We start from the raw sequence: 17,110 nt of genomic DNA on the forward strand, positions 1-17,110 counted from the left end.
AGGTCAGAATCGCTGGGCAAGGCGGCCTCCGAAGAACCCCTGCGGGCGGAGCATCAGGGTGGCGAACAGTGCGAGGTAGAAGAACGTCTGCGCCCACGTCGTGCCCAGCGGGATCTGCAGCAGGCTCTGCCCGAGCCCGAGCGCCATCGCGGCGATCGCGGCGCCGGGAACGCTGCCGAGCCCGCCGACCACGATGATCGCCATCAGCGGCCCGATCCAGTGCCAGTGCAGCGACGGGTAGATCGTCGAGTCCAGCGCCAGCGCGGTGCCGCCGATCGCCGCGGTGGCCAGGCCGAGCCCGAAGCCGAACCCGGCGACGCGGTCGGTGTTGATGCCGACCAGCTGCGCGGCCTCCCGGTGCTGCATCGTGGCCCGCAGCGCCTGGCCGAACCGGGTCCGCTTGAGCAGGATGTAGAGCCCGGCCAGCGACAGCGCCGCGAGGCCGAACGCGATGAGCTTCACCACGGCGATGCTGGCGCCGAAGAACTCCAGGTGCGCACCCGAGTACGGCAGGCGGATGCGGCGGTGGGTACCGGTGAACGCGAAGCCAAGCACCCCCTCGATCAGCAGCGCGATCGAGAACGTCAGCAGCACCGACATCATCGTCAGTGTCGCCGGACGGAGCCGGGAGATCAGCAACCGCTGCATCAGCACCCCGATCCCGAAGAACAGCGGAACGGTGAACAGCAGCGACAGCATCGGGTCGAGACCGGTCTGGCGGGTGAAGAACCAGGCGAGGTACGCCGCGAGGATCAGGAACGCCGAGTGGGCGATCATCACCACGCGCATGACTCCGAAGTAGAGGGTGAGGCCCGCTGCCAGGAGGGCGTAGAGCCCTCCCAGCAGCACGCCGAGCACGAGGCTCTGCAGGAGGAGCGATCCCGTCACGTTCTCACCACGCCGGCTTGGGATAGATGAACTCGGCCTCCTTGGCGTCCTCCGGCAGCACGATCCTGATCTTGCCGTCGACGTACTGCTGGATCAGGTGCGCGCCCTGTGGTCTGCCCGCCTCGTCCCAGCTGAGCGGGCCGACGACCGTGTCGACCTCGTTGTTGCGCAGCCAGTCGATGAGCTTGCCCTGGCACTCGGGGTCCGGATCGGCGCATCCGACGGCCTCGACCGCGGCCGCGACGACCTGCCCGGTGGTCCAGGCGTTCGCCTCGTCCTCAGTGGGCGGAGAGCCGTGCTGTTCGGTGTAGAACTCCACGAACTCCTTGTTGGACGGGTACGGCGCCTCCGGCGTGTAGCCGGTCGGGGAGAGGATGCCCTCGGTCTGCTGTCCGATCGCCTTGGGGAACTCGGGATTCGTCGGCGCGGTGGAGAAGGCCGCGAGCTTCGGCTGGTAGTCGAGCTGCCGCAGCGCGACGATGAGGTTCACCGCGTCCTGGTACTGCGTGCCGCCCACCACGATGTCCGCGTTCGAGTCGGCGATCTTCGCCGCGATGGAGCCGAAGTCGGTGGTGTTCGGCGGGTAGACCTCGTCCACCACCGTGCGGATGCCGCCCTCTTCGAGCTTCTGCTTCAGGCCGTAGGCGGTGCCCTGGGCGAACGGGTCGTCCATCGCCGCGTACGCCGCGGTCTTGGGCCGCTGGCCTTCCGGCATCGAGAGGATCTTCTCGGCCAGGTGGTTGTAGTGGTCGTCGGCGACGGCGGGCGCCGCGTAGAACAGGTTGTCGAAGCCCTGGGTGAAGACCTCCTCGGCCGCACCGGCCGGCTCGACGAACAGCATCCCGTAGTCCTTGGCCACCTGCGCCGCGGGCACCACGAGCCGGGTGGAGAACGGGCCGAACACCAGGTCGACCCCGTCGGAGTTGATGAGTTTCTCGTAGTCCGCCGCCACCCGGTCCGCGTTCGACTGGTCGTCGAGGATGGTCAGCTTCACCTGCCGCCCGAGCAGCCCACCCTGCGAGTTCACGTACTCGGCCCACGCCTCGTAGCCCCGGCCCACGCCCTTGCCGGGCTCGGAGAAGTCGCCGGTGAGGGGGAGGGAGATGCCGATCCGGATCGGGTCGTCGCCACCGTCGCCGCCGCCCTGTGCGGAGTTCTCGCTGAGACAACCGGTGAGCACGAGAGCCGCGGTGCCCGCGAGCGCGCCGAGCCGGAGCGCGTTCGACCGTGTTCTCTTCGCTGTGTGCATCATTCAACCGCCATTGGTCGTTTGAAAGCGCTTTCGTAAGCGCTTTCAGGAGCATAAGGACGGAGGCCCCCAGGATCAACCCCCGTCCGCGAGATCAGCGCCGTGCGAGTCCCCCGCCCCTGATCGCGAGTCCCCTGGGCGGACGCGCGCGTGCCGCGCTCCGGCACGCGAGTGCCGCGCTCGGGTCCGTGACGTGCGCGGCCGGCCCGGTGGGCAGGGACACCGGCGGCCGGGACCCGGCGTTCCGCCGGTACCCCGGCGCGGCGGGCCGCGCCGGTTGTCCTCCCGCCTCGGCCGCGCCGAGGAGGTGGTCGCGCCCGCTCGTGCCAGGATCCTCGCGGCGGTGCGCCCCGGGCCGCCGGGCCCGCCCGCCGACCACGCCGACCACGCCGACCACGCCGGAGGCGGGCCGCGAGGGCACGTGTCGCCGGGGCCTGGCGGGGAACTCAGTGAACAGCCGTGGACATGGGAGGTCGGACGAGTGCGGATCGAATCGGGAGCCGCCAGCCGGGAGGCGCCGCCCGCGCGGGGAGGGCGCGCCGGGCTGCTCATGCTGGTCGTGTTCATCGTGGCGGAGGTCGTGTGGCTGGGCGCCTCGGTCCTGGTGCTGGTGCCGTTCGCCATCTCCGACCCGGCACTGGCGGAGGAGCAGCGGCTGACGATCTGGCCGCTGGTCACGCTGCTGGTCGTGCCGACGCTGCTGGCCGCGCTGGTGGCGGTCGCGGGCACCGCGTTGCTGGGCGGCGGGCCGCGGCGGTTCCGCGTCCGCCGCGAGCTGGCGTTCCGCTGGAACTGGCGCGATGTCGGCACCGGCGTGGTCATCGGGCTGCTCGGCCTGCTGATCACCGTGCCCGCGTCGGCGATCTGGGCCGCGTGGGTGGGCGCCGACGACGCCTCGTCGGCCGTCGGGGAGGCGTTCTCCGGCAGGCAGCTGGCACCCGCCGTCGCGGTGCTCGTGTTCCTGATCGTCTGGCTGCTCGCGCCGCTCGGCGAGGAGGTGCTCTACCGCGGCGTGCTGTGGCGGGCGTTCCAGCACTGGAAGTGGAACCGCTGGGTGATCTTCGCCGTCACCACGGTGGTGTTCTCCGTGGCCCATCTGGAGCTGCTCCGCACCCCGCTGCTGCTGATCGTCTCGATCCCGGTCGGCCTCGCCCGGCTGTTCACGGGCAACCTGCTGGCCAGCGTCGTCGCCCACCAGACGAACAACTTCCTGCCCGCGATCGCCCTGCTGCTGTCCACCACGGGCGTGGCGCCGGTGCCGATGTGACGGCTCAGCGCGCCGCGGCCAGCCGGTCCAGGGCGCGCGGCAGTGCGGAGGCCAGCAGGTCGAGTTCGGGCTCGCCCGCGACGAGGGGCGGGGACACCGCGATGCCCCGGCCGAGCGGGCGCACGAGGACGCCCTCGTCGCGGCAGGCCCGCTGCCACCGCGCCGGCGCCGCAGGGTCGTCCGCGAGCACGTCCGGCGCCAGGTCGACACCGGCGAGGAAGCCGAGGCCCGCCCGCACGTCCGCCACGAGCGGGTGGTCCGCGAGGCCGGACAGCGCGTCCGCCAGCGGCTTCTCCAGCTCCCGGCCCCTCGGCACCAGCCCCTCGCGTTCGTACAGGTCGAGTGCCGCGAGCGCGGCCGCGCACGCGGCGGGATGACCGGCGTAGGTGGGTCCGTGCCGCAGCACGGGTGCGCCCGGCTCACCGGTGAAGAACGGTTCCGCGACCTGCGGCGCCACCAGGAGCGCGCCGAGCGGCACGGCGCCGCCGGTGATGCCCTTCGCGAGGGTGACCAGGTCGGGGCGCACGTCCCAGCGGTCGATGCCGAGCCAGGTGCCGAGCCTGCCGAACCCCGCGATCACGCAGTCGGCGACGAAGAGCACCCCGTGGGCGCGGCAGGTCTCCGCCACGGCCTCGACGTAACCGTCGGGCGGCGGCAGCACCCCGCCCGCGCCGATCACCGGTTCGCAGAAGAAGGCCGCCACCCGGTCCGGCCCGACGCGGCGGATCTCGGCGTCCAGCGCGTCGGCGCTGTCGTGCGGGACGTGCGAGACGTCGCCGGGCAGCGGCCCGAAGCCGGTGCCGTTGGCCGGGATGCCGCCGACCGCGGTGCCGAACCCGTGCGTGCCGTGATAGGCCTGCGTCCGGCCGATGACGTGCACCCGCTCGGGCCTGCCGCGCTGCGCGAAGTGCGCGCGGACGACCTTCACCGCCGTGTCGATCGCGTCGCCCCCTCCCGAACCGAGGAAGACCTTGTACTCGGGGGCGGGCGCCAGCGCGGCCAGCCGGCCGGCCAGGTCGAGGGCGGGCTCGTTGGCGTAGTAGCCGAAGATGCCGTAGGCGTCGAGTTCCCGCAGCTGCCCGGCCACGGCCGTGGCGATCTCCTCGCGGCCGTGACCGAGGTTCGCGTACCACAGCGCGGCGGTGGCGTCGAGGTACCGGGTGCCGTCGACGTCCCAGACGTAGCTGCCCGACCCCCGGGTGAGCACCAGGCGGTCGCCGTCGACCGCGCCCATGTCCGCGAACGGGTGCCACAGCGGGTTGCTCGCGGTCGTTCGTTGGTTCGCCATCGGCCGGGCCTTTCGGTCTCGGTGTCGTCTGCCGCGATCGTCGCCCGCGCCGCGCATCCGGGCAACACACCGGTGTGTACAACCCGGAGTGCGCGGTGCGCCGTTCCGTCCACCCCGTTCAGCGCAGCGGGCTGAAGAACGCCCGCAGGTCCGCGGTCAGCAGGTCCGGCACCTCCATCGCGGCGAAGTGGCCGCCCCGGTCGAACTCCGACCAGTGCCGGATCCGGCCGGCCGGGTCCAGTGCGGCGCGGATCGTGTCGTCCGCGGCGAAGACGGCGACCCCGGTCGGCGGCCCGGCCGGTCCGGCGGCGTCGTGCTCCGTCCCGCCGGTGTCCTGCCTGGCGGCGAACTCCTTCCACGCGCGCATGCCGTCGTAGACCGCGTGGGCGCTGGACGCTCCCGAGCCGGTGAACCAGAACAGGCTCACGTTGGTGAGCAGCTGGTCGCGGTCCACGGCGTCGTCGGGCACCGCGGCGGCCGGGTCGGTCCACTCCCGGAACTTCTCGACGATCCACGCGAGCTGCCCCGCGGGGGAGTCGTTGAGCAGGTAGGCCAGGGTCTGCGGGCGCGTCGCCTGCTGCACGAGGTAGCCGATGCCGTCCTCGCGGAAGGCGTTGAACCGCTCGGCCCTGCGCCGGTCCTCCTCCGGGAGCCCCTGCGGCTCGAGCGGCGGCCCGAGCGGGTTGGCGGCCGCCGTGCCGCTGAGGTGGGCGCCCACGACGTGGTCCGGATCGACCATCGGCAGCATCCCCGCCACGCCGGAGCCGACGTCGGTGCCCGCCGCGGCGTACCGGTCGTAGCCGAGGCGGCGCATGAGCTCCGCCCACGCGGACGCGACGCCGAACAGGTTGAAGCCCGCCTCGCCGAGCGGGTTCGAGAACCCGTAACCGGGCAGCGAGGGCAGCACGACGTGGAACGCGTCGCGGGGGTCGCCGCCGTGGGCGCGAGGATCGGTCAGCGGGCCGAGCAGGCGCAGGAACTCCACCGGTGAGCTGGGCCAGCCGTGCGTGAGGACCAGCGGCAGCGCGTCCGGCTCCGCCGAACGCAGGTGGAAGAAGTGGACGCGCTGGCCGCCGATCTCGGTCGTGAACTGCGGGATGTCGTTCAGCGCGGCCTCTCGCGCCCGCCAGTCGAAGCCGGTGGCCCAGTAGCCGGCGAGCTCGGTGAGGTAGTCGGTCGGCACCCCGCGGCTCCAGTCGTCGACGCGCGGCCGCGCGGGCCAGCGGGTGCGGGCCAGGCGCGCGCGGAGGTCGTCGACGTCGGCCTGCGGGATCTCGATGCGGAAGGGACGGATCTCGTGGTCATCGCTCATGACCGGAAAGCTAGAACCAATTGCGGAAGGATACGTTCCGCATAATCCGTGTCCGCGCTCCGCGCTCGCGTGTCCGCGTTCTGTGCTCGCGTGTCCGCGTTCTGTGCTCGCGTGTCCGCGTTCTGTGCTCACGTGTCCGCGTTCTGTGCTCACGTGTCCGCGATCCGGGTACGGGCGTGCCGGCGGTCGCGACGCGGACGGCGGACACGCGTGCATGGACGGCGGACACGCGTGCATGGACGGCGGACACGCGTGCGGGCGGGATAGGGTCGGCTCGGGCGGGACGTTCTCGTGGTCACCGGGGCCAGCCGCGGCATCGGCGCCGCCGTGGCCCGGCTCGCGGGCAGGCACGGCTACCGGGTCTGCGTCAACTACCTCTCCAGCGACGAGGCCGCCGCCGCGGTCGTCGACGACATCACCGCCGCGGGCGGGGAGGCCCTCGCGGTACCGGCCGACACCGGCCGCGGTGCGGACGTCGAGCGGCTGTTCGCCACCGTCGACGAACGGCTCGGGCCGGTCACCGCACTCGTCAACAACGCCGGTGTCCTGTTCGGCCAGTGCCGTGTCGACGAGGTGGACGAGGACCGCCTGCGCGAGCTGCTCGCCACCAACGTCACGGGGTACTTCCTGTGCGCGAGACAGGCCGTGCTGCGAATGTCCACACGGTACGGTGGCGCGGGCGGTGCGATCGTCAACGTGTCGTCCGTGGCCGCCCGGCTCGGCTCGCCCGGCGAGTACGTCGACTACGCGGCCAGCAAGGGAGCCGTGGACACCCTGACCGTCGGGCTGTCCCGCGAGGTGGCGGCCGAGGGCATCCGGGTCAACGCGGTCCGGCCCGGATTCGTCCACACCGACATCCACGCCCGTGGCGGCGATCCGGACCGGGTGGAGCGGATCGCGCCCACCCTGCCGATGCGCCGGGGCGGTACGCCGGAGGAGGTGGCGGAGGCGGTGCTGTGGCTGCTGTCGCCGCGGTCGTCCTACGTCACCGGCACGTTCGTCGACCTCGCCGGCGGCAGGTAACCGCACTTCACGCGGTCTTTGCTTACCGCACCTTTCGCCCCGTTCTGCTCGGATGGACCTCGGCTGGACACAGCGGGACGACACGGCGAAAGGGGAGCAATCATGCGCAGCAGGACACTGGCCGGCCTGGCGGTCGCCGGTTTCTCGGCGGCGGCGGTCGCGGGCGGGGCCGCGTACGCGGCGAACGGGACCGAGGGCGAGCCCGAACCGACCGTCCGCATCGTGCAGGAGGCACAGCCCGGCGAGGACCGCGACTGTCCCGGCGAGGGGGCACCCACGGCGGCCACGACCGAGGCGGGGCTGTGAGCGACCAGCTCGAGCAGACTCTGTTCGAGGTCAAACGCATGATCGTCGGGCAGGACCGGCTGGTGGAGCGGCTCGTCGTCGCCCTGCTCGCCGACGGGCACTGCCTGCTCGAAGGCATGCCCGGCGTCGCGAAGACGCTGGCCGCGCAGACGCTCGCGAAGGCCGCTGGGGGCGACTTCGCCCGGATCCAGTTCACGCCGGACCTGGTGCCCTCGGACATCGTCGGCACCAGGATCTACCGGTCCGCGAGCGAGACGTTCGACGTCGAGCTGGGACCGATCATGGCGAACATCGTGGTGGCCGACGAGATCAACCGGGCCCCGGCCCGCGTGCAGTCGGCGCTGCTGGAGTCCATGGCCGAGCGGCAGGTGTCGATTGGGGACCGAAGCTATCCGGTGCCGAGGCCGTTCCTCGTGCTCGCCACGCAGAACCCGGTGGAGTCCGAGGGCGTCTACGCCCTGCCGGAGGCACAGCGCGACCGGTTCCTGATGAAGGTCGTCGTCGACTACCCCGACGAGTCCGAGGAACTGGGCATCCTCTACCGGATGGGCATCCGGCCACCGGTCGCGCGCCGGGTGCTCGACCCGGCGGCCGTGCTCGCCCTCCAGGACCGGACCAGGGACGTCTACGTGCATCACGCCCTGGCCGAGTACGTGGTGCGGATCGTGCTGGCCACGCGCGACCCGGAGCGAGCCGGGCTGCCGGACGTCGCTGCACTCGTGCAGTTCGGCGCCAGCCCGAGGGCCACACTCGGCCTGGTGGCGGCGGCCAGGGCCCTCGCCCTGCTGCGCGGCAGGGATTACGTGCTGCCCGGCGACATCCAGGAGCTGGCGGTCGAGGTGCTCGCCCACCGCCTGGTGCTGTCGTTCGACGCACTCGCCGACGGGGTGGCTGCCGAGGACGTGGTGCGCCGCGTCGTGACGGCGGTACCGGTGCCGCGGATCGCGCCCGCCCAGCACGAGGAGGCGGCATGAACACCGGCAACGGCGCCGCCGCCCTCGTCCCCGAACAGCGGTTGCGCAGGCTGGAGCTGACGGTCACCCGCCGCCTCGCCGGATTGCTGCGCGGCCAGTACGCGGGGCTGCTGCCCGGGCCGGGCACGGAGCCCGCCGGGAGCCGGGAGTACCGGCCGGGCGAGGACGAGGTGCGGCGCATCGACTGGGCGGTGACCGCCCGCACGGCCACCCCGCACGTGCGGGACACGATCGCGGAGCGGGAGCTGGTCGTGCAGGTGCTCGTCGACGGCAGCGCGAGCATGGACTTCGGCACCGTGGCGCTGGAGAAGCGGGAGCTCGCGGTGGCCGCGGTCGCCGCGATCGGCTTCCTCACCGCGGGTGCGGGCAACCGGCTGGGGGCGGAGCTGCTGGGCCCGCACGGCACCCGCCGCTTCCCGGCCCGTGCCGGACGTGCCCACCTGCTGGGCGTGCTGCACGCCTTCCTCGCGGCACCCAGGGCCACGGAGGGCAGCGGATCGCCCACGTTGGCCGCCGCGCTGCGAGGCCTGCGCCGCGGGCTCTGGCGGCGCGGCCTCGTGGTGGTGGTCTCCGACTTCCTCGACGAGCGCACCTGGGCGGCCGAGCTGCGCAGGCTCGCGCGGCGGCACCAGGTGATCGCGGTCGAGGTCACCGATCCGCGCGAGCTGGCACTGCCGGACGTGGGCCTGCTGACCGTCGTGGACCCGGAGACGGGCCGCCGCCAGGAGATCCCGACGGGCAGCAAGCGATTGCGCGAGCGGTTCGCCGCGGCGGCCGCCGAGCAGCGCCGCGCCGTGCGCGATGCCCTGCGCGCGGCGGGTGCCGCGCACGTGGCCCTGCGCACCGATCGGGACTGGGTGGCCGACCTCGCCAGGCACGTGCTGGCGCAGCGGCGCCTCGCGCACCGGGGAGGCCCCCGATGACGTTCCTTTCCCCGGTACGGCTGTGGCTGTTGCTCGGGGTGGCCGCGCTGCTGGTGGCCTACCTGGTGCTGCAGCGCAGGCGGAGCCGGTACGCGCTGCGGTTCACGAACCTGCCGCTGCTCGAACGCATCGCCGCCGCGCGTCCCGGGTGGCGACGGCACGTCCCGGCCGGGCTGTTCCTGACGATGCTCGCGTTGCTGGTGGTCGGGTTCGCCCAGCCCGCCGACGCGGTCCGGGTGCCGAGGGAACGCGCGACCGTGCTCGTCGCGGTGGACGTGTCGCCGTCGATGGGCGCGGCCGACGTGCGGCCCGACCGGCTCGGCGCGGCCCGCGACGCGGCCGAGGAGTTCGTGGCCACCCTGCCCGGGGAGTTCAACGTCGGGCTTGTCGCCTTCGCGGGCAACGCGACGGTCCTGGTGCCGCCCGGTACCGACCGCGACGCGTTCCGGTCGGGGCTCGACCGGCTCGCCGACGGTGACCTCGGCCCGGCGGGCACGGCCATCGGCGAGGCCATCGCCACCGCGCTGGGGGCGGTCCGCACCGTGGACGCCCGCGCGGTCGTCGAACCACCCCCGGCACGGATCGTGTTGCTGTCGGACGGGGCCAACACGACCGGCCGCGCGCCCGGTGCGATGGCCGACGAGGCCGCCGCCGCCGAGATCCCGGTGGACACGATCTCGGTGGGCACCGAGGACGGCGCGGTGCGGATCGGCGGTCGCTGGCAGGACGTCCCCGTCGACGGCGAGACGCTGCGGATGGTCGCCGAGCGGACCGGCGGCGCCTACCACGAAGCCGCCACCGCGACCGAACTGCGCGAGGTGTACGGCGACATCGGCGGCACCGTCGGATACCGGACCGAGCAGCGCGACGTGTCCAGCCGGTTCATCGGCTTCGGGCTCGTCCTCGCGCTCGCCACGGCCGGCACTTCGATGCTCTGGTTTTCCCGGATTCCCTGAAGGAGGCATGGTGACCAGTCAGCTGACCGGGCTGGGCGAGCCCCGTGGCCCCCGTTTCCTCCCGCCCGCACCACCCGCCCTGGCCGCGGTGCCGCCACCGCCGCCCGGTCCCGCGCCGCTCCCGCCGCGTGGCGGCGAGCGGCGACGGTGGCCGCGGTATCTCGGGGCCGGGCTGCTCGTGGTGACCGTCTCCGCCGGTACGGGGGCGCTGGCGGGCAGGGCGGCGGCGCCCGAAGGCGGAGAGGTGACCTTCCCCCGCGCGGCGCCCGCGCCCGGGGACCAGGGCGGTCTCGTCGGCGTGGCCGAGCGGACGCGGGCCGGGGTCGTCTCCATCACCGCGCCCGGCGGCGGGCGCGTCGCGGGCGGCTCCGGCTTCGTGCTCGACGACCGCGGGCACATCCTGACCAACGACCACATCGTGTCCGGCGCGGACTCGGTGACCGTGACCGGATCGGACGGCAGGCGCGTGCGGGCCGAGATCGTCGGCCGGGAACCGCGCGCCGACGTCGCGGTGCTGCGGATCCAGCCGAGCCCGGCGGTGCGCCCGCTGCCACTGGGCCGGTCGTCGAACGTCAGGGTGGGCGAGCGGGTGCTGGCGGTCGGCTCACCGCTCGGTCTCGCGGGCACGGTCACGTCCGGCGTGGTGAGTGCCGTGGAGCGCGAGGTGCGCCTCGGCGGCACGGAGCAGACCGCGGTGCAGACCGACGCGTCGATCAACCCCGGCAACTCGGGCGGGCCGCTGGTGAACGCGCGGGGCGAGGTGATCGGGGTGAACACGGCCATCGCGACCGACGACGGTGGCGGTTCGATCGGCATCGGGTTCGCCATCCCGGTCGACCGTGCCGCCGACGTGGCCGAGCGGCTGATCTCGGGTGGGTGACGGGGATGCGGTTGCTGTTGCTGGAGGACGAGGAGGACCTGGCCGAGGCCGTGCAGCTGGGGCTGCAGCGTGCCGGGTACGCCGTCGACACGGCCGCCACCGTGGACGCGGCCACGGAACGGCTCACGGTCAACGAGTACGACCTGCTGCTCCTGGACCTCGCGCTGCCGGACGGGGACGGTTTCTCGCTGTGCCGGGCGATCCGGGAGGGTGAACTTCCCGTCGTGGGCGGTGCCGACCTGCGCGTGCTCATGCTGACCGCGCGGGGTGCGCTCGCCGACCGGGTACGCGGGCTCGACGACGGCGCCGACGACTACGTGGTGAAGCCGTTCGCGCTGGACGAGCTGCTCGCCAGGGTGCGGGCGCTGCTGCGCCGGGAGACGCGTGGTGTCGGCGCCGTACTCCGTGCCGGCGATCTGCGGCTGGACACGGCCAGGCACGAGGCGTGGCGCGGGGAACGACGGCTTTCCTTGGCCCCCAAGGAGTTCGGCGTGCTCGAGTACCTGATGACCCGCCCGGGGCACGTCGTGTCGGCGGAGGAGCTGCTGGAGCACGTGTGGGACGAGAACGTCGACCCGTTCACCCACACCGTGCGGGTCACGGTGGGGACGTTGCGGCGCAAGATCGGCAACGGCGACGAGCACTCGGTCATCGAGACGGTCGTCGGGCGGGGATATCGGCTCAAGGAGGAGTGATGCGCCTGCCCGGGTTCGTGCACTCGATCAGGTTCCGGCTCACGGTGCTGTACTCGACGTTGCTGTTCCTGCTCGCCGGGGCGGCCCTGGTGACCGGCTACCTGGCCGTCGAGCGCAGCACGGACCCGAAACCGGTGACGGAGCGGTACGAGGCCGAGCTCGTCAAGCGCAAGGCCGACGGCAGTGAGGTCTTCCTCGGGACGATGGAGGTGGCGGCGGTCGAGCAGATCGAGTCGGAGGTGAACCTCCGCACGCTGGAGGTGATGCGGAACTACTCGGCAGCCGCGCTCGGCGGGTTGTTCGTGCTCAGCCTCGGCATCGGCTGGGTGCTGTCCGGCCGGGCGCTGCGGCCCGCGCGCTCGATCGCCCACGCGGCGCGGGAGATCCAGGCCACCGATCTGTCCCGGCGCATCCGGCTCGGTGGCGCGCGCGACGAGCTGCGCGAGCTGTCGGACACCATCGACTCCATGCTGGACCGGCTTGACGAGGCGTTCCGGGCGCAGCGCCAGCTGATCGACGACGCCTCGCACGAGCTGCGCAGCCCGCTCGCGATCATGCGCGCGCACCTGGACGCCTCGTTGAAGTCGCCGCAGGCGGGTGCGGAGGAGCGCGCGCGGGCGGTGCTCGTCGTCGACCGCGCCGTGGAACGGATGTCACGGCTGGTGGAGGACCTGCTCGCGACGGCGCGCCGCGACACGGACACGTTCGCCGACACCGATGTCGACCTGGCCGCCGTGGCCCGTGAGGCGGGTGACGACTTCGCGGTGCTGGCAGGCGAACGCGGGCTCCGGCTGTCCTACGACCTCGCGGACGGGCTGACCGTGATCGGCGACCGCGACGCCCTGCGCCGCGCCGTGGGCAACCTGCTGTCGAACGCCGTGCGGCTGTCCCCGCGCGGCGGGGAGATCAGGATCGCCTGCGGCCGGTCGGACGGCTGGTTCTGGCTCGCGGTCGCCGACGAGGGACCGGGCATCCCCAGCGAGAGCCAGGCACGCATCTTCGACCGGTTCTGGCGCGGTGTGGCGGGGCATGGCCGCGACCGGCACGCCGGGCTGGGGCTGGCGATCGTCCGCCAGATCGCGGAGTCGCACAGCGGGCGGGTCTCGGTGTTCTCGCGGATCGGGGCGGGCGCCACCTTCGTGCTGTGGTTCCCCGAGCACGGCGCCGAGGGGGACGCCGGACCGCCGGTGACCAGCCCGCTGGCCTGAGCCGCCGCCTCCGTGACCTGCGCGCACCGGGTGCGTGGTCCTGGTGCGCGGGCGGTGGCCACGACCGCGAGGTCACGGCCGCCGGTCCAGTTCGACGATCTCCGGATGCCTGCCCGACAGGCTCACCGCGCGGCGGCCCCGGAGTGCGAACCCCGCCGCCTTCGCTTCGGCCACGGCCGCCTCGGCATCCGGCACCAGCAGGACGGCGCGGCCGCCGGGCCGCAGCACCCGGTGCAGCTCCCGGTACAGCCGCCCGGGCTCGCGCGCCAGCGCGCCGGACGGCGGCACCTGGCGGTCCCACGGCGGGTTGCTCACCACGACGTCGACCGCACCGGACGGCACGGGGAGTGCGCCCGCGTCGGCGACCACCCAGCGGACGCCGGTGCCCGCGCCGTTGGCGGCCGCGGCGGCGACCGCGGCCGGGTCCCGGTCGGAGCCCACGATGGACAGTCCGGACCCGGCGAGCGCGGCCTCGACCGGGATCGTCCCCGTCCCGCAGCACGGGTCGAGCAGGCGGGCACCCGCGGGCGGGGCGGCCAGCCGGACCAGCGCGCTCGCCAGCGGCGGGTGCAGGCTGCCCGGCCGGGATGCCCGGCGGTAGCTCCTGCGGTGCAGCGGCCGCGCACCGATGCGCAGCGCGAGCACCGCGCGTTCGCCGGTCACCGTGACGCGCCACGACAACCCGCCCGGTGGCGGCTTCGCACCGTCCCGCCTGCTGTGGTACGGCAGGCCGAGTGCGGCGGCCAGCGGCTCGCCGACCGCGTCCTCCAGGTCGTACCTGCTGTAGTTGCGCCGGCCGAGGAACGACGCCGAGACGTCCACACCGGACGGTTCGGCGGTGGGTGCGCACCGGGCGCGCGCCGACAGCAGCCCGCGCAGCGGCAGCGCCGCGGCCGCCCGGGTGAGCCCGTGCAGGTCCGCACGGTGCCGCCCGATCCCGGCGACGGTCGTGGCCACGAGGAACACGTCGTCCGCGGTGCGCAGCCCGAGCACCGCCGGGCCCGGTGCGGTGTGGCGGAACCACACCTCCCGGTGCCCGAGATGCTCGACGTCGCCCAGCCCGCGTTCGCGGATCTCGTCCGCCACCACCGGCTCGATTCCCCGTACCGTCCGCGCCAGCAGGCGCGCGGCGGTCACGGTGTGCCGACGGCGCCAGGACGCGGTGAACCTCCGGCGCGCACGGGCGCCGGCGTCCGAGAGAGCATGTGATCTTCTCCCACGTCGCGACCCGGGACGGTGGTCTACCGCCCCGCATCGCCGGCGAGGGGATGTCCGCGACTCGCCAGCGGTCGCGTCAGATTCGGAAGAAGAAACTCATGGCCGCGATGCTAACCGACCCGCGCGTGCGCCAGGAACGTATTTTCCGGCCATGCGGAGTGATGTCAAAATTTCTTGACTTCGTGTCGGCTCTGCTTTACCTTCGATGGTGTCAAGTTTTCTTAACATCGGGAGACTGGACATGTCGTTCGAGGAGAAGCGCGCCTGGATCCTGGCCGTGGTGGCGGTCGTGGCGTACGCGGTGTACGTGGCTGTCGTGCTGGGGCGAGCGGGGGACGTCCCGCTGCCCGAGGTGCCCTACGCGGCCGCGATGGCGTGGACGATCGGGTCGGCCATCGCGGCGGGGATCCTGCTCGACATCGTCGCCGCGGCGGTGTCACCGGAGGACGCAGGCAGGAAGGACGAGCGCGACCGGGAGATCGGCCGGTTCGGCGAGCACGTCGGCCAGTCGTTCGTCGTCATCGGCGGGGTCACGGCGCTGGTGATGGCGCTGGTCGAGCTCGACCACTTCTGGATCGCCAACGCGATCTACCTGGCCTTCGTGCTGTCGGCCGTGCTCGGTTCCACGACGAAGATCGTCGCCTACCGGTGGGGTTTCCCGCGGTGGTGAAGCCGACCCGAGTCACGAACCGGATTCGCGCGCTGCGGTTCGAGCACGGCGAGATGACCCAGGCCGAGCTGGCGAGACGGGTCGGCGTGACCCGGCAGACCGTCATCGCGATCGAGCAGGGCCGCTACTCGCCCTCGCTGGAGATGGCCTTCCAGATCGCGCGGGTCTTCGGCGTGCCGCTCGACGACGTGTTCCAGTACCCCGACGAGGCGGGAGGAACCTCATGAAGGCCATCGTGCAGGACGGGTACGGCCCGGCCGACGTGCTCAGACTCGGGGACATCCCCAAGCCGGTGCCGGGTGACGGCGAGGTGCTGCTCTCGGTGCGCGCGGCCGGGGTGGACCCCGGCGTCTGGCACCTGATGACGGGACTGCCCTACCTGGTCCGGGTCATGGGGTTCGGGCTGCGGGCGCCGAAGGTGCGGGTCCGGGGCAGGGACGTCGCGGGCGTCGTGGCGGCGGTCGGCGCCAACGTGACCGGATTCCGGCCCGGCGACGAGGTGTTCGGCACCTGTGAGGGTTCGTTCGCCGAGTACGCGTGCGCCAGGGCGGACCGGATCGCGCCGAAGCCGGCGAACCTCGGCTTCGTGGAGGCGGCGGCCGTGCCGGTCTCGGGCGGCACGGCGTTGCAGGCGGTGCGCGACTGCGGGCGGGTGCGGCCCGGCCACCGGGTGCTCGTCATCGGCGCGGGCGGGGGAGTGGGCTCGTTCGCGGTGCAGCTCGCGGCGGCGTTCGGCGGGGAGGTCACCGGTGTGTGCGGTCCGGACAAGGCCGAGCTGGTGCGTTCGCTCGGTGCCGTCGACGTGATCGACTACACCCGGGAGGACCTCGCCGAGCGGAGACACCGCTACGACGTCATCCTCGACACCGCGGGCAACCGGCCGCTGGCGCGGCTGCGCCGCGCGCTCGCGCCGCGCGGCGCCCTGGTCATCGTGGGCGGCGAGGGCGGTGACCGGTGGATCGGCGGGTTCGACCGTGCGCTGCGGGCGGGACTGCTCTCGCCGTTCACCCGGCAGCGGCTGCGCGGGCTCGTCGCGAAGGAGAACTCCGCCGATCTCACCACCCTGCGGGAGCTCGCCGAGTCCGGCGCGTTCGCGCCGGTCGTCGGCCGGACCTACGCGCTGGCTGAGGCGCCGGACGCGATCCGTGAACTCCACAAGGGACATACCCGTGGCAAGCTCGTCGTCACGGTCGGCAGCTGACCGGCCGTGCCCTGCCTGCCCGGACCCGGGTGGGCCCGGGCAGGCGTCCGGTCACTGGTACAGGACGGCCTGGATCTTCTCGTCGTCGATGTTGCTCTTGTCGTACCAGTAGAAACCGGTGTCGACGGTCTCCGGAAGCCGCTGCCCCTCGATCGCCTTCAGCGCCGCGTCCACCAGTCGCTCGCCCATGCCGATGGGGTTCTGGGTGACGGCACCGAGCATCTGGCCGTTCCGGATGGCGTCGATCTGCGCCTGGCCGGAGTCGAACCCGACGACGGTGACCCCGGACGCGCCGCTCTCCTGCACACCCTTGATCACGCCGATCGCCGAGCCCTCGTTCGACGCGTAGATGCCGTCGAGGTCGGGATTCGCCGAGATGATCGACTTGGTGATGTTCGCCGACTCCAGCTGGTCGCCGCCGCCGTACTGCGCGGGCAGCACGGTGATGCCGGGCGCGTTCTGTTCCATCCACTCGACGAAGCCGTCCCGCCGGTCCACACCGGAGAGGCTGGTCTGGTCGTGCACCACGAGCGCGACCTTGCCCTTGCCGCCGAGCTCCTCGGCGAGGTGCTTGGCGGCCTCGGCCGCGGCCGCCTTGTTGTCCGTGGCGACGGTCGTGACCGGGATGCCACTGTCCACACCGGAGTCGAACGCGATGACGGGGACGTCCTGCGACTGGGCCTGCTGGAGCAACGGCGCGGCGGCCTTGCTGTCCAGCGCGGCGAACCCCAGCGCGTCCGGCTGCTTGGCCAGCGCGTTGGTGAGCATGTTCAGCTGCTCCTCGACCTCCTGCTCGGTGGCGGGGCCGACGAACGTCACCCTGGCTCCGCGCTTGCTCGCCTCCTGTTCCGCGCCCTTCTTCACGGCCTGCCAGAACTGGTGCTGGAAGCCCTTGGAGACGATCGCGACGTAGGGTTCGCCGCCACCACCGGCACCGTCGCCGGCCGAGCCGCAGGCGGCCAGGGAGAGTGCCACGACCGCGCTCGCGAGAGCGGCCGTGATCTTGCGTGCCAACATGTCCAGATCTCCTTTGTTCTGGTCGTGTGCCGGAG

The 17,110-nt window shown here is 73.1% G+C and carries 18 protein-coding genes; 12 read left to right on the plus strand and 6 right to left on the minus strand.

Annotated elements, in window-relative coordinates; all coding sequences use genetic code 11:
• Positions 1-3: 3 nt before the first annotated feature.
• On the minus strand, positions 4-888 hold the full coding sequence (locus B0I33_RS07675) for a branched-chain amino acid ABC transporter permease (protein WP_106177874.1): 885 nt from the start codon (positions 886-888) through the stop codon (positions 4-6).
• Between the two features lie 4 nt (positions 889-892).
• Positions 893-2,137 (minus strand): amino acid ABC transporter substrate-binding protein, encoded by a 1,245-nt coding sequence (locus B0I33_RS07680; RefSeq protein WP_106178241.1) that lies wholly within the window; start codon positions 2,135-2,137, stop codon positions 893-895.
• A 481-nt stretch (positions 2,138-2,618) separates the two neighbouring features.
• On the opposite strand from B0I33_RS07680, the gene B0I33_RS07690 reads away from it, so the two are divergent.
• On the plus strand, positions 2,619-3,404 hold the full coding sequence (locus B0I33_RS07690; protein WP_245900490.1) for a CPBP family intramembrane glutamic endopeptidase: 786 nt from the start codon (positions 2,619-2,621) through the stop codon (positions 3,402-3,404).
• A gap of 4 nt (positions 3,405-3,408) precedes the next feature.
• On the opposite strand, the gene B0I33_RS07695 is transcribed toward B0I33_RS07690, so the two are convergent.
• The gene (locus tag B0I33_RS07695; protein ID WP_181193213.1) at positions 3,409-4,692 is read right to left on the minus strand and encodes an aminotransferase family protein; all 1,284 of its coding nucleotides are present in this window, start codon (positions 4,690-4,692) and stop codon (positions 3,409-3,411) included.
• A 118-nt stretch (positions 4,693-4,810) separates the two neighbouring features.
• The gene (locus tag B0I33_RS07700) at positions 4,811-6,004 is read right to left on the minus strand and encodes an epoxide hydrolase family protein (RefSeq protein ID WP_106177876.1); all 1,194 of its coding nucleotides are present in this window, start codon (positions 6,002-6,004) and stop codon (positions 4,811-4,813) included.
• Positions 6,005-6,295: 291 nt separating this feature from the next.
• Between B0I33_RS07700 and B0I33_RS07705 the strand changes: the two genes are divergently transcribed.
• The 8 genes from B0I33_RS07705 (at position 6,296) to B0I33_RS07735 (ending at position 12,969) form a co-directional block, all read left to right on the plus strand.
• A complete protein-coding gene (locus B0I33_RS07705; RefSeq protein ID WP_106177877.1) occupies positions 6,296-7,027 on the plus strand; it encodes an SDR family oxidoreductase in 732 nt (243 codons plus the stop codon).
• 102 nt (positions 7,028-7,129) lie between these two features.
• A complete protein-coding gene (locus B0I33_RS29880; RefSeq protein ID WP_181193214.1) occupies positions 7,130-7,333 on the plus strand; it encodes a hypothetical protein in 204 nt (67 codons plus the stop codon).
• The gene (locus B0I33_RS07710) at positions 7,330-8,307 is read left to right on the plus strand and encodes an AAA family ATPase (RefSeq protein WP_281259350.1); all 978 of its coding nucleotides are present in this window, start codon (positions 7,330-7,332) and stop codon (positions 8,305-8,307) included. Before B0I33_RS29880 ends, B0I33_RS07710 begins: the two co-directional genes overlap by 4 nt.
• On the plus strand, positions 8,304-9,230 hold the full coding sequence (locus tag B0I33_RS07715) for a DUF58 domain-containing protein (RefSeq protein WP_106177878.1): 927 nt from the start codon (positions 8,304-8,306) through the stop codon (positions 9,228-9,230). Before B0I33_RS07710 ends, B0I33_RS07715 begins: the two co-directional genes overlap by 4 nt.
• Positions 9,227-10,186, plus strand: coding sequence for a VWA domain-containing protein (locus B0I33_RS07720; RefSeq protein ID WP_106177879.1), 960 nt, complete (start codon positions 9,227-9,229; stop codon positions 10,184-10,186). The genes B0I33_RS07715 and B0I33_RS07720 overlap by 4 nt, the downstream gene beginning before the upstream one ends.
• A 10-nt stretch (positions 10,187-10,196) precedes the next feature.
• Positions 10,197-11,066 carry a S1C family serine protease gene (locus B0I33_RS07725; protein WP_219927154.1) on the plus strand — a complete coding sequence of 290 codons (870 nt, stop codon included), beginning with the start codon at positions 10,197-10,199 and terminating at the stop codon, positions 11,064-11,066.
• A 5-nt stretch (positions 11,067-11,071) separates the two neighbouring features.
• Positions 11,072-11,761: a winged helix-turn-helix domain-containing protein gene (locus B0I33_RS07730; protein ID WP_106177881.1), complete on the plus strand. Its 690-nt coding sequence runs from the start codon at positions 11,072-11,074 to the stop codon at positions 11,759-11,761.
• Positions 11,761-12,969 carry a sensor histidine kinase gene (locus tag B0I33_RS07735; protein WP_106177882.1) on the plus strand — a complete coding sequence of 403 codons (1,209 nt, stop codon included), beginning with the start codon at positions 11,761-11,763 and terminating at the stop codon, positions 12,967-12,969. Before B0I33_RS07730 ends, B0I33_RS07735 begins: the two co-directional genes overlap by 1 nt.
• 72 nt (positions 12,970-13,041) lie before the next feature.
• On the opposite strand, the gene B0I33_RS07740 is transcribed toward B0I33_RS07735, so the two are convergent.
• The gene (locus B0I33_RS07740) at positions 13,042-14,106 is read right to left on the minus strand and encodes a methyltransferase domain-containing protein (RefSeq protein WP_106177883.1); all 1,065 of its coding nucleotides are present in this window, start codon (positions 14,104-14,106) and stop codon (positions 13,042-13,044) included.
• 322 nt (positions 14,107-14,428) lie between these two features.
• On the opposite strand from B0I33_RS07740, the gene B0I33_RS07745 reads away from it, so the two are divergent.
• Genes B0I33_RS07745 through B0I33_RS07755 form a run of 3 tightly spaced genes read left to right on the plus strand, consistent with a single transcriptional unit; the run spans position 14,429 to position 16,058 of the window.
• Entirely contained in the window at positions 14,429-14,857 is a 429-nt protein-coding gene (locus B0I33_RS07745; protein WP_106177884.1) for a hypothetical protein, read from the plus strand.
• Positions 14,851-15,084 (plus strand): helix-turn-helix transcriptional regulator, encoded by a 234-nt coding sequence (locus B0I33_RS07750; protein ID WP_106177885.1) that lies wholly within the window; start codon positions 14,851-14,853, stop codon positions 15,082-15,084. The genes B0I33_RS07745 and B0I33_RS07750 overlap by 7 nt, the downstream gene beginning before the upstream one ends.
• On the plus strand, positions 15,081-16,058 hold the full coding sequence (locus tag B0I33_RS07755; protein WP_106177886.1) for an NAD(P)-dependent alcohol dehydrogenase: 978 nt from the start codon (positions 15,081-15,083) through the stop codon (positions 16,056-16,058). The genes B0I33_RS07750 and B0I33_RS07755 overlap by 4 nt, the downstream gene beginning before the upstream one ends.
• Before the next feature lie 51 nt (positions 16,059-16,109).
• Here B0I33_RS07755 and B0I33_RS07760 read toward each other — a convergent pair whose 3' ends face one another.
• A complete protein-coding gene (locus tag B0I33_RS07760; protein WP_106177887.1) occupies positions 16,110-17,075 on the minus strand; it encodes an ABC transporter substrate-binding protein in 966 nt (321 codons plus the stop codon).
• Positions 17,076-17,110 lie beyond the last annotated feature (35 nt).

It is taken from the genome of Prauserella shujinwangii (assembly GCF_003001955.1).
GTDB classification, from domain to species: Bacteria; Actinomycetota; Actinomycetes; order Mycobacteriales; family Pseudonocardiaceae; genus Qaidamihabitans; species Qaidamihabitans shujinwangii.